Annotated in this window: 17 protein-coding genes and 2 rRNA genes (1 of these 19 cut by a window edge); 9 read left to right on the forward strand and 10 right to left on the reverse strand. The window is 63.6% G+C overall.

Annotation, left to right across the window (positions count from 1 at the left end; translation table 11 throughout):
- Both ACZ9GA_RS05175 and rrf read left to right on the forward strand, forming a co-directional pair.
- Positions 1–1,902 (forward strand): 23S ribosomal RNA (locus ACZ9GA_RS05175); it begins 991 nt to the left of the window's first position.
- 144 nt (positions 1,903–2,046) lie between these two features.
- Positions 2,047–2,162 (forward strand): 5S ribosomal RNA (gene rrf / locus ACZ9GA_RS05180).
- A gap of 289 nt (positions 2,163–2,451) precedes the next feature.
- On the opposite strand, the gene ACZ9GA_RS05185 is transcribed toward rrf, so the two are convergent.
- Entirely contained in the window at positions 2,452–2,925 is a 474-nt protein-coding gene (locus ACZ9GA_RS05185) for a GNAT family N-acetyltransferase (protein WP_457356766.1), read from the reverse strand.
- A 128-nt stretch (positions 2,926–3,053) separates the two neighbouring features.
- On the opposite strand from ACZ9GA_RS05185, the gene ACZ9GA_RS05190 reads away from it, so the two are divergent.
- Complete coding sequence (locus ACZ9GA_RS05190; protein WP_457356765.1) at positions 3,054–3,983, forward strand: phytanoyl-CoA dioxygenase family protein; 930 nt, start codon at positions 3,054–3,056, stop codon at positions 3,981–3,983.
- 9 nt (positions 3,984–3,992) lie between these two features.
- On the opposite strand, the gene ACZ9GA_RS05195 is transcribed toward ACZ9GA_RS05190, so the two are convergent.
- Positions 3,993–4,886, reverse strand: a complete 894-nt coding sequence (locus tag ACZ9GA_RS05195) for a DMT family transporter (protein WP_457356764.1) — start codon at positions 4,884–4,886, stop codon at positions 3,993–3,995.
- 338 nt (positions 4,887–5,224) lie between these two features.
- Between ACZ9GA_RS05195 and ACZ9GA_RS05200 the strand changes: the two genes are divergently transcribed.
- The gene (locus ACZ9GA_RS05200; protein ID WP_457356763.1) at positions 5,225–6,391 is read left to right on the forward strand and encodes a hypothetical protein; all 1,167 of its coding nucleotides are present in this window, start codon (positions 5,225–5,227) and stop codon (positions 6,389–6,391) included.
- Between the two features lie 6 nt (positions 6,392–6,397).
- Here the strand turns inward: ACZ9GA_RS05200 and ACZ9GA_RS05205 are convergent, their stop codons facing one another.
- Together ACZ9GA_RS05205 and ACZ9GA_RS05210 are read right to left on the reverse strand one after the other, a co-directional pair.
- Positions 6,398–7,294, reverse strand: a complete 897-nt coding sequence (locus ACZ9GA_RS05205) for a DUF2167 domain-containing protein (protein ID WP_457356762.1) — start codon at positions 7,292–7,294, stop codon at positions 6,398–6,400.
- A gap of 167 nt (positions 7,295–7,461) precedes the next feature.
- Positions 7,462–8,214, reverse strand: a complete 753-nt coding sequence (locus ACZ9GA_RS05210) for a substrate-binding periplasmic protein (RefSeq protein WP_457356761.1) — start codon at positions 8,212–8,214, stop codon at positions 7,462–7,464.
- A 185-nt stretch (positions 8,215–8,399) separates the two neighbouring features.
- Here ACZ9GA_RS05210 and dnaX point away from each other — a divergent pair, with 185 nt between their 5' ends.
- The 4 genes from dnaX to recR all read left to right on the forward strand — a co-directional run bounded on the left by dnaX (position 8,400) and on the right by recR (position 12,825).
- A complete protein-coding gene (gene dnaX / locus ACZ9GA_RS05215; protein ID WP_457356760.1) occupies positions 8,400–10,490 on the forward strand; it encodes a DNA polymerase III subunit gamma/tau in 2,091 nt (696 codons plus the stop codon).
- A gap of 74 nt (positions 10,491–10,564) precedes the next feature.
- A complete protein-coding gene (locus ACZ9GA_RS05220) occupies positions 10,565–10,891 on the forward strand; it encodes a YbaB/EbfC family nucleoid-associated protein (RefSeq protein ID WP_455923656.1) in 327 nt (108 codons plus the stop codon).
- Positions 10,892–11,121: 230 nt separating this feature from the next.
- Positions 11,122–12,156 (forward strand): NADP-dependent oxidoreductase, encoded by a 1,035-nt coding sequence (locus tag ACZ9GA_RS05225; RefSeq protein ID WP_457356759.1) that lies wholly within the window; start codon positions 11,122–11,124, stop codon positions 12,154–12,156.
- 66 nt (positions 12,157–12,222) lie between these two features.
- Positions 12,223–12,825, forward strand: a complete 603-nt coding sequence (gene recR, locus ACZ9GA_RS05230) for a recombination mediator RecR (protein WP_457356758.1) — start codon at positions 12,223–12,225, stop codon at positions 12,823–12,825.
- Positions 12,826–12,939: 114 nt separating this feature from the next.
- Here the strand turns inward: recR and ACZ9GA_RS05235 are convergent, their stop codons facing one another.
- Together ACZ9GA_RS05235 and fnr are read right to left on the reverse strand one after the other, a co-directional pair.
- Positions 12,940–13,488: an adenine phosphoribosyltransferase gene (locus tag ACZ9GA_RS05235; RefSeq protein WP_027981430.1), complete on the reverse strand. Its 549-nt coding sequence runs from the start codon at positions 13,486–13,488 to the stop codon at positions 12,940–12,942.
- Positions 13,489–13,553: 65 nt separating this feature from the next.
- Positions 13,554–14,288: a fumarate/nitrate reduction transcriptional regulator Fnr gene (fnr, locus tag ACZ9GA_RS05240; protein ID WP_455923629.1), complete on the reverse strand. Its 735-nt coding sequence runs from the start codon at positions 14,286–14,288 to the stop codon at positions 13,554–13,556.
- A gap of 153 nt (positions 14,289–14,441) precedes the next feature.
- Here fnr and ACZ9GA_RS05245 point away from each other — a divergent pair, with 153 nt between their 5' ends.
- Positions 14,442–14,900 carry a hypothetical protein gene (locus ACZ9GA_RS05245; protein ID WP_457356757.1) on the forward strand — a complete coding sequence of 153 codons (459 nt, stop codon included), beginning with the start codon at positions 14,442–14,444 and terminating at the stop codon, positions 14,898–14,900.
- Positions 14,901–15,025: 125 nt separating this feature from the next.
- Here ACZ9GA_RS05245 and hemN read toward each other — a convergent pair whose 3' ends face one another.
- The 4 genes from hemN to ACZ9GA_RS05265 form a co-directional block, all read right to left on the reverse strand.
- Positions 15,026–16,408 carry an oxygen-independent coproporphyrinogen III oxidase gene (gene hemN, locus ACZ9GA_RS05250; protein ID WP_457356756.1) on the reverse strand — a complete coding sequence of 461 codons (1,383 nt, stop codon included), beginning with the start codon at positions 16,406–16,408 and terminating at the stop codon, positions 15,026–15,028.
- A gap of 81 nt (positions 16,409–16,489) precedes the next feature.
- Positions 16,490–17,173, reverse strand: coding sequence for a sulfite exporter TauE/SafE family protein (locus ACZ9GA_RS05255; RefSeq protein WP_457356755.1), 684 nt, complete (start codon positions 17,171–17,173; stop codon positions 16,490–16,492).
- Positions 17,166–17,381 (reverse strand): cbb3-type cytochrome oxidase assembly protein CcoS, encoded by a 216-nt coding sequence (ccoS, locus tag ACZ9GA_RS05260; protein ID WP_457356754.1) that lies wholly within the window; start codon positions 17,379–17,381, stop codon positions 17,166–17,168. Before ccoS ends, ACZ9GA_RS05255 begins: the two co-directional genes overlap by 8 nt.
- On the reverse strand, positions 17,360–19,828 hold the full coding sequence (locus ACZ9GA_RS05265; RefSeq protein WP_457356753.1) for a heavy metal translocating P-type ATPase: 2,469 nt from the start codon (positions 19,826–19,828) through the stop codon (positions 17,360–17,362). Before ACZ9GA_RS05265 ends, ccoS begins: the two co-directional genes overlap by 22 nt.
- Positions 19,829–19,867: the final 39 nt, after the last annotated feature.

Genomic DNA, 19,867 nt, shown 5'->3' on the forward strand with positions numbered 1-19,867 from the left:
AGGTCCCAAAGTCATGGTTAAGTGGGAAACGATGTGGGAAGGCTTAGACAGCTAGGAGGTTGGCTTAGAAGCAGCCACCCTTTAAAGAAAGCGTAATAGCTCACTAGTCGAGTCGGCCTGCGCGGAAGATGTAACGGGGCTCAAACCATGCACCGAAGCTACGGGTATCACCTTTTGGTGATGCGGTAGAGGAGCGTTCTGTAAGCCTGTGAAGGTGAGTTGAGAAGCTTGCTGGAGGTATCAGAAGTGCGAATGCTGACATGAGTAACGACAATGGGTGTGAAAAACACCCACGCCGAAAGACCAAGGTTTCCTGCGCAACGTTAATCGACGCAGGGTTAGTCGGTCCCTAAGGCGAGGCTGAAAAGCGTAGTCGATGGAAAACAGGTTAATATTCCTGTACTTCTGGTTATTGCGATGGAGGGACGGAGAAGGCTAGGCCAGCTTGGCGTTGGTTGTCCAAGTTTAAGGTGGTAGGCTGGAATCTTAGGTAAATCCGGGATTCTAAGGCCGAGAGCTGATGACGAGTTGTCTTTAGACGACGAAGTGGTTGATGCCATGCTTCCAAGAAAAGCTTCTAAGCTTCAGGTAACCAGGAACCGTACCCCAAACCGACACAGGTGGTTGGGTAGAGAATACCAAGGCGCTTGAGAGAACTCGGGTGAAGGAACTAGGCAAAATGGCACCGTAACTTCGGGAGAAGGTGCGCCGGTGAGGGTGAAGGACTTGCTCCGTAAGCTCATGCCGGTCGAAGATACCAGGCCGCTGCGACTGTTTATTAAAAACACAGCACTCTGCAAACACGAAAGTGGACGTATAGGGTGTGACGCCTGCCCGGTGCCGGAAGGTTAATTGATGGGGTTAGCTAACGCGAAGCTCTTGATCGAAGCCCCGGTAAACGGCGGCCGTAACTATAACGGTCCTAAGGTAGCGAAATTCCTTGTCGGGTAAGTTCCGACCTGCACGAATGGCGTAACGATGGCGGCGCTGTCTCCACCCGAGACTCAGTGAAATTGAAATCGCTGTGAAGATGCAGTGTATCCGCGGCTAGACGGAAAGACCCCGTGAACCTTTACTATAGCTTTGCACTGGACTTTGAATTTGCTTGTGTAGGATAGGTGGGAGGCTTTGAAGCGTGGACGCCAGTTCGCGTGGAGCCATCCTTGAAATACCACCCTGGCAACTTTGAGGTTCTAACTCAGGTCCGTTATCCGGATCGAGGACAGTGTATGGTGGGTAGTTTGACTGGGGCGGTCTCCTCCTAAAGAGTAACGGAGGAGTACGAAGGTGCGCTCAGACCGGTCGGAAATCGGTCGTAGAGTATAAAGGCAAAAGCGCGCTTGACTGCGAGACAGACACGTCGAGCAGGTACGAAAGTAGGTCTTAGTGATCCGGTGGTTCTGTATGGAAGGGCCATCGCTCAACGGATAAAAGGTACTCCGGGGATAACAGGCTGATACCGCCCAAGAGTTCATATCGACGGCGGTGTTTGGCACCTCGATGTCGGCTCATCACATCCTGGGGCTGAAGCCGGTCCCAAGGGTATGGCTGTTCGCCATTTAAAGTGGTACGCGAGCTGGGTTTAGAACGTCGTGAGACAGTTCGGTCCCTATCTGCCGTGGACGTTTGAGATTTGAGAGGGGCTGCTCCTAGTACGAGAGGACCGGAGTGGACGAACCTCTGGTGTTCCGGTTGTCACGCCAGTGGCATTGCCGGGTAGCTATGTTCGGAAAAGATAACCGCTGAAAGCATCTAAGCGGGAAACTTGCCTCAAGATGAGATCTCACTGGAACCTTGAGTTCCCTGAAGGGCCGTCGAAGACTACGACGTTGATAGGTTGGGTGTGTAAGCGCTGTGAGGCGTTGAGCTAACCAATACTAATTGCCCGTGAGGCTTGACCATATAACACCCAAGCAATTTGCGTCGAATAGACCAGATTGCGGTGTTGTGAAGATGATACGAACCGAAAGTTTGCTGATTCACAAATACCATCACATACCCGATTCGCTGGTGTGCCTCCCAAAGGGCATCCTGGCTACAGAATTTCTTGACGACCATAGAGCATTGGAACCACCTGATCCCATCCCGAACTCAGCAGTGAAACGATGCATCGCCGATGGTAGTGTGGGGTTTCCCCATGTGAGAGTAGGTCATCGTCAAGATTAAATTCCGAAACCCCCACTTGCGAAGGCAGGTGGGGGTTTTGTCTTTATGGCTCCGCGCCCCCCGCCCTTGTGGGACCGGGCCAGTACCACCTTGCCGTAGCCGCTGCCGCCAGGCTGCGCTGGCCCCAAGCCCCACCGAAGATCTCTAGCGCACACCAAGCCCAGCGCAGCCTACCGGCAGCGGCTACAGGGGGGCGACAGCGCCTGCATCAGAGGGTAGGGCGATTCGAATCAACATACGTGGTTCGCTAGCGTCGGCAAGTAAGAGACGCAGAGGCTAGAGCGCTCACGTTTCGATATCGTGACTCACCGGAAGCGCCAGCCAATAGGTGTAATACCCCTCATCCCTCACATACCCCAACGACTCATACAGCCGCTGCGCACCCAGATTCCCGCGCCCTGTCTCAAGCACAATCCCCACGGCCCCGCTGTCGATGGCAAACGCCCTGGCAGCATCGAGCAGCAACCTGCCCACCCCTTGCCCCCGTGCGACTTCACTGACGTACAGGTCATTGAGCAGCCACGTACGTTGCGCATCCAGCGACGAGAACGTCGGATACAGCTGCGTGAACCCCACCGCCCCGTGTTCGCTGTCACAGGCGTAAAAGATCACTGATTCCTCGCGCTCAAGCCGTTCGCCAATAAAAGCCCTGGCCTTGGGTAAGTCCGAGGTTTTGCCATAAAAAATTCGATAGGCATCAAACAGCGGTGCAATAACGTCTGCGTGCTGAATGCCGGCCTTGCCGAGTTGGATATCCATGTCTGCTCCTGGGTGTGTGCCTTGCTGCATCTTGGCACGGCGCGGTCGTGTTTTTCGTTGCCGGTATCAAATTGCTGGCCTTGCCGCCGATAACGCCTTTATACCTGCGCAACATCAAGCGAGCCCCCATGCATACCTGCGTCAACAATCTCCTGAATCAAGGCGCCCACGTCTTCGGCGAAATCCTCGACGCAGACCGCACGCACGCGCTCTATCAGCAAATGATTGCGGCCCGTGCCTTTGACGGCAGCCTGTTCATGGACCAGGCCGAGTACCTGGCGCAGGAAAACCATTTCAACGCCAACCCCACCCCTGCATTCAATTTCCTCAACCAGTTCGACGAGCAGTTGCAGTTCATCGAACAGGACCCACGCCTGACCCAGGTGCTTGCGCATGTACTGGGGGAGGATTACGAGGTGGTCATCCGCAAGGCCGTGTGCGGGGTGCCGGACGCCTGGCTGCCGGACTGGATTCGCGAGCGTATTCGCGACGTGAACGTGGCCAACCTGGGGCCATATATCAAGAAGCCGTACCGCGACATTACCTACTTTCGCGGTATCGATTTCCACCAGGACATCATCGACTGGCCGCGCGGTCGTGTGGAGCTGGACCCTTCCACGTTCATGACGCTGTATGTATACCTGCACGAGGTCACCGAGCATGACTCGCCGCTGCACCTGATGCCGGGCACCCATCGGCTGGGCGCCACGCTGTTTCCCCATCGGTTACAGCATCAGCAAGGTGACAGTTGGGTGTATGGCGACGATCAGGGCAACAGCCTGGCCTGCACTGACCAGCGCCTGATCGGCGGCCCGGGGTATGTAGGGCTGTGGCACAACTGCACGTTACACGGCACGCGGCCGGTGGCTCATGAGTCGGAGCAGTTTCGCTTGTCGTTGCGGTATCTGGTGGGCAAGTCCAACGCCAACAGGCAGCAGACCGGCATTGATGAGATCAACAGCCGTATTCAAGGTGAGTTGCGGCCGATTCGCACGCGGCGCGATCTGGATGACAAGGGTGTGGCACAGATGCGCGGTAACGTCATCAACCAGGCGTGAATGCCGCGCTCAGCGCGCAAACCGCCGCGCACCGGCCACACAGCCGATCACGCCGACAGTGACCCCCAGCATGCCCCAGCTCACCTGTTCACCCAGCAATGTGGCGGCCAGCGCCAGCCCGAAAAACGGTTGCAGCAATTGCAGTTGGCCAACGGCGGCGATCCCGCCCTGGGCCAGGCCGCGATACCAGAACACAAAGCCGATGAACATGCTGAACAGCGCCACGTAACCCAGGCTGAGCCAGCCCGCCAAGTGCACCTGGGCGAAGCTCGACGGCAGCAGGGCGACAGTGCCTACCGCCATGAAGGGCAGGGCCACCACCAGCGCCCAGGAAATCACCTGCCAGCCGCCCAGGCTGCGCGACAGCCGGGCGCCTTCGGCATACCCCAGGCCACAGACGATGATCGCGCACAGCATCAGCACGTCGCCCATCGGTGAGGCCGACAGCCCCTGAGCCACGGCGTAACCCACCACCATCAGGCTGCCGACCAGCGAGAACAGCCAAAACGCCGGCCGCGGCCGCTCGCCGCCGCGCAGTACGCCGAACAGGGCGGTGGACAGCGGCAGCAGTCCAAGAAACACGATGGAGTGGGCCGAGGTGACATGCTGCAGCGCCAAGGCGGTCAGCAGCGGGAAACCCACCACCACGCCCAGGCTGACGATGACCAGCGATCCCAGTTGAGCGCGCGCCGGGCGTTTTTCCTTGAACAGCAGCAGGATGCACAGCGCCAGCAGGGCGGCCAGGCTGGCGCGCGCGACGGTCAGGAACAGCGGACTGAAGTCCATCACCGCCAGCCGCGTGGCGGGCAGCGAGCCGCTGAAAATCAGCACGCCGATGAAGCCGTTGAGCCAGCCGCTGGAAGGGGCGGCCAGGGGCGAAGGGGGTGTGGCGGTCTGTTCCAATGACGGGTCCTGATCAGTAGGGTTGCTGGGTGCTAATCCTGAGCCTGCCAGACAGTGCAATCAAATAATTGTCATGGATACAAGGCTGGCGTCGATCCCGTAGCCGCTGCCGCCAGGCTGCGCTGGCCCAGCGCCCCGCTGTAGATAATTCAGGCTCACACCGGCCAGCGCTACCTCCGGCAGCGGCGACGGAGTGTGGCGTATCGGCTTGCGTTGTAGGACGCAAGGGGCCCTGGTTTCGGAAATTTCCCTCCCTTGCTTGGGAATTGTCCGGCTTACTTCCCCCCAGCTCCGCTCTACTGTGATGGGCCCTGAAGAACCACGCGAGAGCTGTCGCCATGCCCGATCACCCAGGCCTGCATATCGAGTACCTGGATGCCGACCCCCGGATCCGCGCCCTGTGCCAGCGTTACTGGCGCGTCAGCCAGGACACCGGACGTTTCCTGGAAACCGTGGCCACCATTTATCGCGCCGAGAGCATGGGCTCGGGCGAGCTGACCGCGCTGGTCAAACGCCATTCCCGGGCGTGGTCGACCGTGATGAAGTGCTCGCGTTGCGGCGAGCCGGTGCAGTTTGCCACGCGCACCGACTTCATCGGGCGTCGCGAAGGCAGGCCGTTTCGTTGCGGCGTGTGCAAGGCCCTGGAACAGCAACAACTGGACACAGCCAAGCGCATGCGCATCGTTGAGGCCTACCAACAGGCAATGGCCGCCGCGCAGCCGCTGACGGCACTGCGGCCGCGTCACTGCCTGTACCTGCTGGCCCTGATCAAGCATGCGGGCAGCGAAGACCTCAGCCACATCCGCCCCTATTGCCAGGTGCGGCACGGACGTTTGACGCCGATGCGCGATGTGGACCGCGACCTGATCAACCAATTATGGCGCACCGGCGTCATTGCCGTGGACCCCGAGTCGGACACGGCAGCCTTCGAACTGGACAGCGAGCAGGATGCCCGGGTGCACTTCAACGAAGTGCGCTGGCAGCCGGTGGTGGAGGGGCTCAGCGGTGCGGCCCTGTACGAGCGCCTGGAAGCTCAGGTGTTGCAAGCCGATTTTCTGCAGCAAGGCGCCGAGGATATCCGCGAATGCTGCGAACACCTGGCGCTGCTGGAGTGCCTGGCCTTCCTGGAAACCGCGCTGGAGGAATATCGCCTGGGGTACCGCGCGGGGGTCAAGACCTGCGCCATGATCACCCGGGCGTTGCAATGCTTTACCGTCGCCCAGGTCTGTAACCTGCTGCATCGGGCCGCACGCGATGCAGCAGCTTATTACCAGCGTGGCGGGGTCAGCCGCGACCATGCCGCCAAGACCGTGGTGGGCAGCTTCGAGCGCTTGATGGAGAAGGCCTTGGCCAATGACTGGGAGATCGCGCCGTTCAAGCGCAATTTCAATGTGCCGCAGTCGGCGCTCAGCCGGTTGATCTACAACCGCATGCTGGGCACCGACGATGGCGGGTTCAGCCAGCGTAACGAGGTGCTGTTGGGGCACCTCGCCAGCGTTTCGTGAGCGTGATCAGCCCTTGCGGCTGAACAGCTTGCGCAGGAAGGCGCCCACGGCCACTACGCCGATGACGATGAACTTCTTGAAGGCCAGCAGCATGATGCCCAGCTTGGCGAACAGGCCCGCCTTGCTGGCGATGCCGCCCGCTACCAGCGCGGCCAGGCCGTAGGAGGCCAGCTTGTCGGTGGACGGGCTGTAATCGGCGTAGCGGTTGCCATCGGTGAAATCGGCAAAGCCCATCACCTGCGGCAGTTCGCGCTTGATGGTGGGCAGGTCGCTCATGGCGGCCACCGCGTTGAGCTCCAGCACGCCTTTGCGGCCCAGCACGCGGATGCTGTAGTTGAGGCTGTTGACGTCGGCGTGGTCGGCCTTGAGTTCCTTGGCCCAATAGATCTTGTGGCTCTGGCCGTCGTAGTGCGGTGGTTCGGCCCAGCCCACCAGGCTGATGCCGTCATAGCCCTGCTCGCGACGCTCCTTGTTGTCGTCCTCGTCTTCGGCCTGCATGTCCTTGAGCAGCTGGCTGTAGTCGATCTTGTTGGCGTCTTCGTCAGAGATGTGCCCGTCTTCGGTGTAGCTGACGATCACACCCCAGCCGCGCTCTGACAGCGGGTTGGTGGCCTTGGGCACGATCATGCCCAGGGTCTTGATGCCCGGCGGATTGCCCCAGCCGATGTTCAGTACGCGTTCGGCGTCATCGGGTGACAAGTAATAGAAGTCGTCGTTGAGCTTGAGGGTGGCGATGTCGCCGGGCAGGTTGATGGTGCCGTGCTGGGGCTTGAGGGAAGCCATCAGTTGTTCGGCGGTCATCTTCGGTTGGGTTTGCGTGGTGCCGGCAGGTGTATCGGCATAGGCAGGCAATTGAACCGCGCACAGCAGTGCTGCGGCCAGGAGGGGGCGCAGGTATTTCATCGTATTCCCTTACATTTTGAATCAAATTTGTCGCACAGGATACAGATGAGACCGTTATGCCACCAGCCCTGTAGCCGCTGCCGCCAGGCTGCGCTGGCCTTCTGCCTCGCTGAAGACGTTCAGGGTTCACACGGACCAGCGCAGCCTGGCGGCAGCGGCTACAAGGGTCAGGGTTGCGCGGCAACCGGCACGCCGGTGTAGTGCTCGACCAGGCGATCAATTTCCCCCGACATTTTCATTCGCAGCAAGGTGCGCAGGATGCGCTGCACCGGCACCGCCGGGTCATTGCGTACGTAGCAGCCCAGCGCCTGTTCCTCCACGAACGCCACCGGCTTGAGCTGCTGCGCCGGCGCCAGGTGCTGGTTGAACCAGTCCAGTGACAGCTTGCTGATGATGGCGTAGCGGTAGCGCCGGGCTTGCAGCTTGAGCAGCACCTGGTCTTCGCTGCGCGCGTCGTCGCGTTGCAGTTGGCCGCTGGCGAACTGGTGCTGCAAGCCGTCGTAGGTGTAGCCCAGCACCGTGCCGATCACCTGCGGGGCCAAGGCGTTTAGGCTGACCGGAGTGGCATCCTCCGGGCGCGCCACCACGTAGTCGCGCTGGGTGATCAGCGGCAGGCTCCAGATGTAGTCCCCCGACAACCCCGGCAGCCACGACTGCGCGGCGTAGCAGCGCACGTCGACATCGCCGCGCTCCATGGCCGCCTGCAACCGCAGGCGGGCAATGACGCGAAACTCGGCCGGTGAGCCCACCTGGCGGGCCAGGCTTTGCATCATGTCGTAGAGGATACCCTGGGTGGGGTGGCCGTCTTCGACCTGAACCAGCGGCATGGGCCAGCTCTGCGCGATGGAAAATCGCAGCGGTGGCTCGGCGCCCAGGCATTGGCCGGCAATCAGCACCAGCGCGATCAAGGTCAGGCGCATCGGCGTCTCCGTGCCGTGAAAAAACCTTCAATCCGATAGCGTAGCCACTATCTGCCAGGGCCGTGACTGCAATTGCAGCACTCGCCGTGACAGGCTGCGACAAGTTAGGCGCGCCATTGGATGCTTTTTTGCCCCTGCTCCGCTACGATTAGCGGTCTTTGGCATTCTAGTTGCGACGGTTTTCGATGAGTTATCAGGTTCTTGCACGTAAATGGCGTCCGCGCTCCTTCCGCGAAATGGTTGGGCAGACCCACGTGCTCAAGGCGCTGATCAACGCACTGGACAATCAGCGGCTGCACCACGCCTACCTGTTTACCGGTACCCGCGGTGTGGGCAAGACCACCATCGCCCGCATTATCGCCAAGTGCGTCAACTGTGAGACCGGCATCACCTCCACGCCCTGCGGCGAATGTTCGGTGTGCCGCGAGATCGATGAAGGCCGCTTCGTCGACCTGATCGAGATCGACGCCGCCAGCCGCACCAAGGTCGAGGACACCCGCGAACTGCTCGACAACGTGCAGTACGCCCCCAGCCGCGGGCGCTTCAAGGTCTACCTGATCGACGAAGTGCACATGCTGTCCAGCCACTCGTTCAACGCCTTGCTGAAAACGCTGGAAGAGCCGCCGCCCTACGTCAAGTTCATCCTGGCCACCACCGACCCGCAGAAGCTGCCGGCGACCATCCTGTCGCGCTGCCTGCAGTTCTCGCTGAAAAACATGACGCCTGAGCGCGTGGTGGAGCACCTGAGCCACGTGCTGGGCGCCGAACACGTGCCGTATGAAGACGATGCCCTGTGGTTGCTGGGCCGCGCCGCGGACGGCTCGATGCGTGACGCCATGAGCCTGACCGACCAGGCGATTGCCTTCGGTGAAGGCAAGGTACTGGCCGCCGATGTGCGCGCCATGCTCGGTACCCTCGACCATGGTCAGGTGTACGGCGTGTTGCAGGCGCTGCTGGAGGGCGACGCCCGGGCCTTGCTCGAGGCCGTGCGTCACCTGGCCGAACAGGGCCCGGACTGGAATGGCGTGCTGGCCGAAATGCTCAATGTGCTGCACCGCGTGGCGGTGGCCCAGGCCCTGCCGGAGGCGGTGGACAACGGCCACGGCGACCGCGACCGTGTGCTGGCAGTGGCCCAGGCCTTGCCGGCCGAGGACGTGCAATTCTACTACCAGATGGGCCTGATCGGCCGTCGCGACCTGCCGCTGGCGCCCGACCCGCGCAGTGGCTTCGAGATGGTGTTGCTGCGCATGCTGGCCTTCCGCCCGGCAGACACCGGCGACGCCCCCAGGCCGGTGCTAAAGCCGGTGGGGACCAGCCAAGCCACAGCTGAGTCCCCGCAAGCCCTGGCTGCCGCGCCCGCCGTGGCGGCCATCGCCGCGCCTGCGCCGGCCCCTGTGGCCGCGCCGCAGCCTGCGCCAGCCCCGGTGCAACCAGCGCCTGAGCCCGTGCGCGAGCCTGTGCCAGAACCCCAGCCACAGCCAGCCCCCGCGCCCATGGTCGCCGACGTCGACCTGCCGTGGAACGAGCCCGCGGCCATCGAGCCACCGCCTGCGCCGCAGGTAGAGCCCGATCCGCAGCCCGTCCCGGTCGACGAGCCGGTGCTGGACGTGGTCGCTGAGCAACCGGCCCTCACGCCCATGCCCGCACCGGTGCCGGCCAGCGTGGTGCCGCCAGCGCCCCAGGTGGACGTGCCGCCCATCGAGTACGTGCCCGCCGGCATGGACCGCGACGACGAGCCGCCGCTTGACGAAGATTATTACGAAGCGGACATCGACACCGCTTCCTACAGCTACCTGGACGACTTGGCCAGCGAGAGCGCGCCCGAGCCTGCGCCCGAACCCGAGCCATTGCCGGCCTCACAGCCGGCCACCGGCCTGGCCCTGCAGTGGCTTGAACTGTTCCCCAAACTGCCGATTTCCGGCATGACGGGCAGCATTGCCGCCAACTGCAGCCTGATTGCCGTGGACGGTGACCACTGGTTGCTGCACCTGGACCCGGGGCACAGCGCGCTGTTCAACAGCACCCAGCAGCGGCGCCTCAACGACGCCCTCAACCAGTACCATGGCCGTACGCTGACGCTGACCATCGAACTGATCCGCCCCGAGCAGGAAACCCCTGCCCAGGCCGCTTCGCGCCGCCGCAACGAGCGCCAGGGCGAAGCCGTGGCCTCGATCCATGCCGATCCGTTCATCCGGCAGATGATCAGCCAGTTCGGCGCCAGCGTGCGCGAGGATACTATTGAACCTGTCGACGCTTTGGTCAGCCAAAGCCAGTAACCCGTTAACCACGCGCAGCGTACCCCGCCGGGGCACGCTGCGCGGCAAACCAAACAACCGATGAGGTGATCCCCATGATGAAAGGTGGCATGGCCGGCCTGATGAAGCAGGCGCAGCAGATGCAGGAAAAAATGGCCAAGATGCAGGAAGAACTGGCCAACGCCGAAGTGACCGGTCAATCCGGCGCCGGCCTGGTGAGCGTGGTGATGACCGGTCGTCACGACGTCAAGCGCATCAGCCTGGACGACAGCCTGATGCAGGAAGACAAGGAAGTGCTGGAAGACCTGATCGCCGCCGCCGTCAACGACGCCGTGCGCAAGATCGAAGCCAACAGCCAGGACAAAATGGGCGGCATGACCGCTGGCATGCAACTGCCACCGGGCTTCAAGATGCCGTTCTAAGGCGTCTTGCGCTGTACCCCAATGCCAGGCTCATGCCTGGCATTGTTGTTTATTCGCCGCGTCACACCCGTAGCCGCTGCCGCCAGGCTGCGCTGGCCCTCTCATACGCTGAAGAATACCGGTGCCGCACGGGGCCAGCGCAGCCTTTGGCAGCGGCTACGCGAAGCGGGGGAACGCCGTCAGGCATGATAGGGTCTGCTCTATATCGTCCCACCTGAAGGAGCCCCTCGATGTCCCAGGACCTGATCCTCAACCAGCGCATCGTGCTGGTATCGCGCCCCAAGGGCGCCCCCACCCCCGAGCACTTCCGCCTTGAACGCGTGACGCTCCCTGACCTGGAAGACGGCCAGGTTCTGCTGCGCACCTTGTACCTGTCCCTGGACCCCTACATGCGCGGCCGCATGAGCGACGCGCCGTCCTACGCCGCCCCCGTGCAAATCGACGAGGTGATGACCGGCGGCGCGGTCAGCGTGGTGGAGCAGTCGCGCCACCCCAAGTACCAGGTCGGCGACCAGGTGGTGGGCATGACCGGCTGGCAGTCCCATAGCATTTCCAACGGCGACGACCTGATCGTGCTGCCCGCCGGTATCCCCAACCCCTCCCTGGCACTGGGCGTGCTGGGCATGCCCGGCATGACCGCCTACATGGGCCTCACCCACATCGGCCAGCCCAAGGCCGGCGAGACCGTGGTAGTGGCCGCCGCATCGGGCGCCGTCGGCTCGGTGGTGGGGCAGGTGGCCAAGCTCAAGGGCCTGAAAGTGGTGGGCGTGGCCGGTGGTGCCGACAAATGCCGCTACGTGGTCGACGAACTGGGCTTCGACGCCTGCCTGGACCACAAGTCGCCCACCTTCGCCCAGGACCTGGCCAAGGCCTGCGACAAGGGCATCGACATTTACTTCGAAAACGTTGGCGGCGCCGTGTTTGACGCCGTGATGCCGTTGCTAAACCCCTGTGCGCGTATCCCGGTGTGCGGGCTGATCGCCCAGTACAACGCCACTGAATTGCCAGCTGGCCCCGACCGTCTGTCGCTGTTGCCACGCCTGTTGCTGACCAAGCGTATCCGCATGCAGGGCTTCATCGTCTTCGACGACTTTGGCGACCGCCAGGCCGAATTCATCGCCGCCATGCTGCCATGGGTGCGTGATGGCAAGGTGCGTTACCGCGAGGATGTGGTGGAGGGCCTGGAGAATGCCCCCGAAGCCTTCATCGGCCTGCTGCAGGGGCGCAATTTCGGCAAGCTGGTGGTCAAAGTGTCAGAGGCGTGAGCATTTGACGCCACCCGGAGGCGCGGGTATAAACCGCGTCTCGTTGTTTTTGTCAGGCATTTACCCATGAGCTTCAGCCCACTGATCCGCCAACTGATCGATGCCCTGCGCACCCTGCCGGGCGTGGGTCAGAAAACCGCCCAGCGCATGGCGCTGCAACTGCTGGAGCGCGACCGCAGCGGCGGCACCCGGCTGGCCCAGGCGCTGAGCCAGGCCATGGAAGGCGTGGGCCACTGCCGCCAATGCCGCACCTTGACCGAAGAGGAACTGTGCCCGCAGTGCGCCGACCATCGCCGTGACGACACCTTGCTGTGCGTGGTGGAAGGCCCGACGGATGTGTACGCGGTGGAGCAGACCGGCTATCGCGGTCGCTACTTTGTGCTCAAGGGGCATTTGTCGCCGCTCGACGGCCTGGGGCCGGAGGCGATCGGCATTCCGCAACTGATGGCGCGGATTGAAGAGCAGGGCAGTTTCACGGAAGTGATTCTGGCCACCAACCCGACGGTTGAAGGCGAAGCCACGGCGCACTACATCGCCCAGTTGCTGGCCAGCAAAGGCCTGGTCGCTTCGCGCATTGCCCACGGCGTGCCGTTGGGCGGCGAGCTGGACATGGTCGACGGCGGTACGCTGGCGCATTCCTTTGCCGGGCGCAAGCCGGTCAGCCTGTAAGATCTGACCCTGATCTGTAGCCGCTGCCGCCAGGCTGCGCTGGCCCTGTAACCCACTGAAGATCTTCAGGGTTCACACCGGCCAGCGCAGCCTCGCGGCAGCGGCTACAGGCGATCACATATCAGTCAACGCAAAGTTGGTCAGGCAGAACGTCGGGATGCCCATGTCTTCCAGACGCTGGGAACCCAGCAGCTCCGGCAGGTCGATGATCGCGCTGGCTTCATGCACGCGTGCGCCCATGCGGCGTACCAGGTTGGCGGCGGCGATCAGGGTACCGCCGGTGGCGATCAGGTCGTCGAACAGGATCACCGAGTCACCTTCGCACAGGCTGTCGGCGTGCACTTCCAGGAACGCTTCACCGTATTCGGTCTTGTAGCCTTCGGCCAGCACGTCGGCGGGCAGCTTGCCTTGCTTGCGGAACAGGATCAGCGGCTTGTTCAGCTCGTGGGCGACGATGGAGCCGATCAGGAAGCCGCGCGCGTCCATGGCGCCGATGTGGCTGAACTCGGCATCGATGTAACGGTGCACGAAGCTGTCGATCACCATGCGCAAGGCTTTGGGCGATTGGAACAGCGGGGTGATGTCGCGGAAGATCACACCGGGTTTGGGGAAGTCCACGACGGGGCGGATCAGGGATTTGAAGCTGAAGGTATCGATAACCATCGTGGGGAGGTCCTGGCAGGCAAAATATGCCCGCCAGTATACCTGTTCGATCGGTCAGGTCGAAATCAGGCTTCCAGGGTGCCGCCGGCCAGGGCGCACAGCTGGATCGGGTCGAGGATGTGGATCTCCTTGCCCTCGGCAGCAATCAGCTCGTTCTGCTGGAAGCGCGTGAACACCCGCGACACCGTCTCCACGGCCAGCCCCAGGTAATTGCCGATCTCGTTGCGCGACATGCTCAGGCGGAACTGGTTGGCGGAAAAGCCGCGGGCGCGGAAACGCGCGGACAGGTTGACCAGAAAGGTAGCGATCCGTTCGTCGGCGGTTTTCTTCGACAGCAGCAACATCATCTGCTGATCGTCGCGAATCTCGCGGCTCATCACCCGCATCAATTGCCGACGCAGCTGCGGCAATTGCACGCTCAGTTCGTCCAGGCGCTCGAAAGGGATTTCGCACACCGAGGTGGTTTCCTGGGCCTGCGCGGTCACCGGGTAGGACTCGGTGTCCATGCCCGACAGCCCCACCAGTTCGCTGGGCAGGTGGAAGCCGGTGATCTGTTCTTCGCCGCCATCGCTGAGGCTGAAGGTTTTCAGCGCGCCGGAACGCACGGCGTACACCGAATTGAAGCGGTCGCCCTGGCGGAACAGGTACTCACCTTTTTTCATGGGACGGCCACGTTTGACGATTTCGTCCAGCGCGTCCATGTCTTCCAGGTTCAACGACAGGGGCAGGCACAGGGGTGCCAGGCTGCAATCCTTGCAGTGGGCCTGAGTGACAGTACGTACTTTGACTGGCTCGGACATCTATTCAAATCCTTTGGAAAAAACACACATTGACTGTAAGGGTACCTTTTTGAAACGTACGAGACCAGCCGACGTTTAGTCGCAGCGCGCGCTCAAGAAAAGTATTTCATCGTCGATACAATTGACATCATGACCTGCGCACGGAGCCCCGCGATGCTGATTTTCGACCCCCGCACCACGCCCACGCCCGCCCAGTGGCAGATACACGACACCCAAGCGCAGGCCACGGCCAGCAATGATGGCACGGAGCCTGTAGCCAGTCCGGCGGTCAAAGTGACGCTTTCCTCACCGGGCATGAGCAAGGCGGCGCAGCAAAGTAACAATAAGGACATAGAAGATAGCGGTTTGCCTGCAAGCATTCAGGAAACCCTGAAAATGATCCGCGAGTTGAAGAAGCAACTGGCGGAGAAAATGGCCGAGCTGCAGGCGCTGGCCGGTGACAAGGACATGCCTGCGCAGCAGCGCCAGGCACGCATGGCGGCACTGCAAAGTGCGATCAACGCCATCAACGCGGCGATGATCGTGGCCATGTCCAGCCTGGCACAGTCGATGAAAGATCAGAACCTGTCGCCTGAGCAAGTGCTCAAGGCGGGCGCCCTGGCCGCCAAATAGCGCCTTGAATATCATCACATCCTGCCACTGTGGGAGCGGGCTCTGCCCGCGAAAAGGGCACCGCGATAGATCAGTAATACCGCAGTGAGGCCTTCGCGGGCAGAGCCCGCTCCCACAAAGGAAGGTTAGATGACGCGGGAGAAGCGCAGCTGATCCTGCGGCGCCAGGTGTGCATCGAACAGCATGCACACGGAGCGCACCAACAACCGTCCCACCGGCTTCACTCGAATGCCCGCTGCATCCAGCGCGATCAACCCCTCGCCTTGCATCTGCTGCAACTGCGTCCAGATCGCCGCAAAATACCCGCGAAACTCAATCCCGAAGCGCTGCTCGAACGCCGCGAAATCCACCTCGAAATGGCAGAGCAACTGCTGGATCACCGCCCGCCGCAGGCGGTCGTCCGCGTCGCAGTTCAAGCCCCGCGCGGTGGCCAGTTGCGCGCCGGCCAAGGTGTTCTGGTACTCGTTCAAGTCGCTGCTGTTCTGGCTGTACAGGTCGCCCACCTGGCTGATCGCCGACACCCCCAACCCAATCAGGTCGCAGTGGCCATGGGTGGTGTAGCCCTGAAAGTTGCGCTGCAACTGGCCTTCTTCCTGGGCGATGGCCAGGTCGTCGTCGGGCAGGGCGAAGTGGTCCATGCCGATGTAGCGGTAACCGGCGGCGGTCAGTTGCTCGATGGTGCCCTTGAGCATCTGCAGCTTCACGCCGGGAGGCGGCAGTTCGACGTGGTCGATGCGCCGTTGGGGCGGGAAACGCTCGGGCAGGTGGGCGTAGTTGAACACTGACAGGCGGTCGGGTTGCAGCTGGATCACTTCGTCCACGGTGCGGGCGAAGCTGTCGACGGTCTGGCGCGGCAGGCCGTAGATCAGATCCAGGTTCACCGAGCGGAACTGCAGGGTGCGCGCCGCCTCGATGATGGCGCGGGTTTCGTCCAGGGTCTGCAGCCGGTTGACGGCGCGCTGCACCTGCGGGTCGAAGTCCTGCACGCCGACGCTGACGCGGTTGAAGCCCAGCTCGCGCAGCAGGCCCATGGTCGACCAGTCGGCCTCGCGCGGGTCGATTTCGATGCCGTAGTCGCCGCCGTCGTCCAGGCGCAGATTGAAATGGCTGCGCAGGCTGGCCATCAGCTGGCGCAGTTCATCGTGGCTGAGGAAGGTCGGCGTGCCGCCGCCCAGATGCAGCTGCTGCACACTCTGGCGCGGGTCCAGGTGACAGGCGATCAGCTGGATTTCCTGCTCCAGCCGTTGCAGGTAGGCCTGGGCGCGGCCGCGGTCCTTGGTGATGACCTTGTTGCAGGCGCAGTAATAGCAAATGTGTGCGCAGAACGGCAGGTGCACGTACAACGACAGTGGGCGCAAGGCCTTGCGGCTGTCGCGCAGGGCGTGCAGCAGGTCGAACGAGCCCACCTGGTTGTCGAATTGAACCGCGGTGGGGTAGGACGTGTAGCGCGGACCTGGCTGATCGTGACGACGGATCAGCTCAGCGTCCCAGACAAGACTATCGAGCATGCGGGACTCCCCGGTTGGCGTGCGTGGGGCCAGTCTAGGGACGTGCGTACCAGGGCGTATTGATGTGCATCAACGGGGTTATCAGTGGCCCATCAGCCAGTGCTGGTGGGGGCCGGGCAGCGTCCACAGGCCGAACACTATCACCAGGATACCGCCGGCGGTGCGTACGCCGCGCTGGCGCAACAGCCGCCGCGTGCGCTCGGCGGCAAGGCCGGTGGCCAGTAGCACCGGCCAGGTGCCCAGGCCGAACGCCAGCATCAGCAGCCCGCTGTCGGCGGCATTGCCCTGGCTGGCTGCCCACAGCAGGGTGCTGTACACCAGCCCGCACGGCAGCCACCCCCACAGGGCGCCCAGCAGCAGGGCGCGGGGCACGCTGCTGACCGGCAACAGGCGGTTGGCCAGGGGCTGTACCAGCCGCCACAGGCCGCGCCCGGCGCGCTCGATATACACCAGGCCGCTCCACCAGCCGCCCAGGTACAGGCCCATGGCGATCAGCAGCAGGGCCGCCACCACGCGCAGGGCCATGGCCGCCGGACTGCTGGCCAGCGCCCAGCCAGCCACGCCCAGCAGCAGGCCGGCGCAGGCGTAGCTGAGGATGCGCCCCAGGTTGTAGGCCAGCAGCAGGCGCAGGCGACGGCCGCGTTGCTCGGCGGGGATGGCCAGGGTCAGCGCGCCCATCAGGCCGCCGCACATGCCCAGGCAGTGACCGCCGCCCAGCAGGCCCAGCACCAGGGCGGAGACCAGTTGCGGGGCCAGTTCAAGCATGGGGCGGGGCCTTGTCCTGGCTGGGCTTGCTGGCGTTGGCCTCATCGACGCCGGCCTGGTGGCGTGGGTCCTGGTCGTCGAACAAAATGCTGTGCGCCGGGCCGTCCAAGTCGTCGTACTGGCCGCTGTCCACGGCCCAGAAGAACACGTAGATAGCGATGGCGACGATCACCAGCGCGGCCGGGATCATGATGTAGAGGGCGGGCATGCTAGCTCCGGTGTCTTGGGGGCGGCGGCCGTGGTCTGCGGCCGACGTGGCGGCGCGGTGCGGCTCAGGCGCAGAGCGTTGAGCACCACGGTCAGCGAGCTGAGTGACATGCCCACGGCGGCCCACACGGGGGTGATCAGCCCTGCGGCCGCGAAAGGCAGCATCAAGCCATTGTACAGCGCCGCCCACGCCAGATTCTGGATAATCACCCGCCGCGTGCGACGGGCCATGTGCAGGGCCTGCACCAGGGTGTCCAGGCGGTTGTTGAGCAGCACCGCGTCGGCGCAGGTGCGGGCCAGGTCGGTGGCGCTGCCCATGGCCACGCTGATGTCGGCGGCGGCCAGCAGCGGCACGTCGTTGACCCCGTCGCCCACCACCAGCACCTTGCGCCCCTCACGGTGCAGGCGCTGCAGGATGGCCAGCTTGGCGTCCGGCGCCAGGCTGCCGTGGGCGTCGTCGATGCCCAGCGCCTTGGCCACGCTGGCCACCATCGGCGAGCTGTCGCCGGACAGCAGCAGGGTGTGCCAGCCCCGTGCACGGCAGGCGTCGAGCAAGGGTTTGGCGTCATCGCGCAGGCGATCATCCAGCCCGAACCAGGCCAGCGCCTGGCGGTTGTCGGCCAGCAGCAGCCATTGGCCGTGGTTGTCCGGGGCGGTGGGCACCGGGCAGCCGCTCAGGGCGCAGGCATAGGCGGGGTTGCCAATGCGCAATGACCCGCCGTCGACGTGACCTTCAAGGCCCAGGCCGGGGTGGCTGACGACCTGTTCGGCGGCCAGGCGGGCATGGCCGAAGGCGCGGGCGATGGGGTGCTCGGACTGGCTTTCCAGCGCCGCCGCCAGCGCCAGGCAATGGTCGCTGTCCAACTGCGCCAGGGGGCGAATGCCGTGCAGTTGCAGGCGCCCTTCGGTGAGGGTGCCGGTCTTGTCGAAGATCACCGTGTCGATCTGGTTCAGGCCTTCCAGCACGTGCCCGCGGGTCAGCAGCAGGCCCAGGCGGTGCAGGCTGCCGGTGGCGGTGGTCAGCGCGGTGGGCGTGGCCAGCGACAGGGCGCACGGGCAGGTGGCGACCAGCATGGCCAGCACCACCCAGAACGCGCGACTGGCATCCAGCTGCCACCACAACAGGCCGATGGCCGCCGCGCAGGCCAGGGAAAACAGCAGGAACCACTGCGCGGCGCGGTCGGCCAACTGCGCCAGTTTCGGTTTTTCTGCCTGGGCCCGCTCCAGCAGGTGGACGATGGCCGACAGCCGGGTGTGTTGCCCCAAGGCGGTGACTTGCACGGTCAGCGCGCCCTCGACGTTGAGGGTGCCAGCGGTGACGGCATCGCCGGTGTGTCGAGGCAGGGGCAGATACTCGCCGGTCAGCAGCGATTCATCGACACTGGACTGGCCGTCGACAATGCGGCCGTCGGCGGGGATCACGGCACCGGGCAACACCTGCACCCGGTCATGCAGGTTCAGTTCGCTGAGCAGGATGCGCTCGGCCAGCCCCTCGCTGTTCAGGCGCAGGCAGGAGGGCGGCAGCAGGTTGACCAGTTGCGCAGTGGCCGCCGCCGTGCGCTCGCGGGCGCGGCGCTCCAGGTAACGCCCGGTCAGCAGGAACAGGGCGAACATGCCGACCGCATCGAAATACAGCTCGCCGCTACCGCTGATGGCCGTCCAGATACCCGCCACGTAGGCGCCGCCGATGGCCAGCGACACCGAGACGTCCATGGTCAGGTGACGGGTGCGCAAGTCGCGTAGCGCGCCGCGGAAGAATGGCGCGCAACTGTAGAAGACGATGGGCGTGGTGAGGAACATCGCCACCCAGCGCAGGATGGTGTGCAGTTGCGGGCTGAGGTCGATGTTGAATTCGGGCCAGGTGGCCATGGTCGCCATCATCGCCTGGAACCACAGCAGGCCGGCCACGCCCAGTTGGCGCAAGGCGCGGCGGTTGTCGCTGGCCAGTTGCTCGGCGGCGCGGTCGGGTTGCCAGGGGTGGGCGGCGTAGCCGATGTGGCGCAGTTCGGCCAGCAGGTGGCTCAGGGCCAGGCGGGCGGGGTCCCATTGCACGAACAGGCGGTGGTTGGACAGATTCAGGCGCGCCTCGACCACGCCGTCCAGGGCTCTCACATGCTTTTCGATCAGCCAGCCGCAGGCGGCGCAGGTGATGCCTTCGATCATCAGCGTGGTGTCGCGCAGCTCGCCCTGGTGGTGGACGAAGGGGCGCTGCACGTCGTCGCGGTCATACAGCGCCAGTTCGTCGGCCAGTTGCCGTGGCAGCGCCTGGGGGTTGGCGCTGGCCTGGTCGCGGTGCTGGTAGTAGCTGTCCAGGCCACCGGCGACGATGGCTTCGGCCACGGCTTGGCAACCGGGGCAGCAGAAGGCTCGCGGTTGGCCCAGGACCACGGCGGTGAAAGGGGCGCCGGGCGGGACGGGGAGGGCGCAGTGGTAGCAGGGGATGATCATGGTGGTCCAAATACTCTGTAGCCGCTGCCGAAGGCTGCG

Source organism: Pseudomonas sp. TE3644, from assembly GCF_056278815.1.

What these genes read in the sequence shown, in the direction of transcription:
- ACZ9GA_RS05225 (WP_457356759.1), top strand. Translation starts at nt 11,122, where the DNA reads ATGTCCCAGGACCTGATCCTCAACCAGCGCATCGTGCTGGTATCGCGC.
- ACZ9GA_RS05220 (WP_455923656.1), top strand. Translation starts at nt 10,565, where the DNA reads ATGATGAAAGGTGGCATGGCCGGCCTGATGAAGCAGGCGCAGCAGATG.
- ACZ9GA_RS05210 (WP_457356761.1), bottom strand. Translation starts at nt 8,214, where the DNA reads ATGCGCCTGACCTTGATCGCGCTGGTGCTGATTGCCGGCCAATGCCTG.
- ccoS (WP_457356754.1), bottom strand. Translation starts at nt 17,381, where the DNA reads ATGCCCGCCCTCTACATCATGATCCCGGCCGCGCTGGTGATCGTCGCC.
- recR (WP_457356758.1), top strand. Translation starts at nt 12,223, where the DNA reads ATGAGCTTCAGCCCACTGATCCGCCAACTGATCGATGCCCTGCGCACC.
- ACZ9GA_RS05245 (WP_457356757.1), top strand. Translation starts at nt 14,442, where the DNA reads ATGCTGATTTTCGACCCCCGCACCACGCCCACGCCCGCCCAGTGGCAG.
- dnaX (WP_457356760.1), top strand. Translation starts at nt 8,400, where the DNA reads ATGAGTTATCAGGTTCTTGCACGTAAATGGCGTCCGCGCTCCTTCCGC.
- ACZ9GA_RS05190 (WP_457356765.1), top strand. Translation starts at nt 3,054, where the DNA reads ATGCATACCTGCGTCAACAATCTCCTGAATCAAGGCGCCCACGTCTTC.
- ACZ9GA_RS05265 (WP_457356753.1), bottom strand. Translation starts at nt 19,828, where the DNA reads ATGATCATCCCCTGCTACCACTGCGCCCTCCCCGTCCCGCCCGGCGCC.
- ACZ9GA_RS05255 (WP_457356755.1), bottom strand. Translation starts at nt 17,173, where the DNA reads ATGCTTGAACTGGCCCCGCAACTGGTCTCCGCCCTGGTGCTGGGCCTG.
- ACZ9GA_RS05235 (WP_027981430.1), bottom strand. Translation starts at nt 13,488, where the DNA reads ATGGTTATCGATACCTTCAGCTTCAAATCCCTGATCCGCCCCGTCGTG.
- fnr (WP_455923629.1), bottom strand. Translation starts at nt 14,288, where the DNA reads ATGTCCGAGCCAGTCAAAGTACGTACTGTCACTCAGGCCCACTGCAAG.
- hemN (WP_457356756.1), bottom strand. Translation starts at nt 16,408, where the DNA reads ATGCTCGATAGTCTTGTCTGGGACGCTGAGCTGATCCGTCGTCACGAT.
- ACZ9GA_RS05200 (WP_457356763.1), top strand. Translation starts at nt 5,225, where the DNA reads ATGCCCGATCACCCAGGCCTGCATATCGAGTACCTGGATGCCGACCCC.
- ACZ9GA_RS05205 (WP_457356762.1), bottom strand. Translation starts at nt 7,294, where the DNA reads ATGAAATACCTGCGCCCCCTCCTGGCCGCAGCACTGCTGTGCGCGGTT.
- ACZ9GA_RS05185 (WP_457356766.1), bottom strand. Translation starts at nt 2,925, where the DNA reads ATGGATATCCAACTCGGCAAGGCCGGCATTCAGCACGCAGACGTTATT.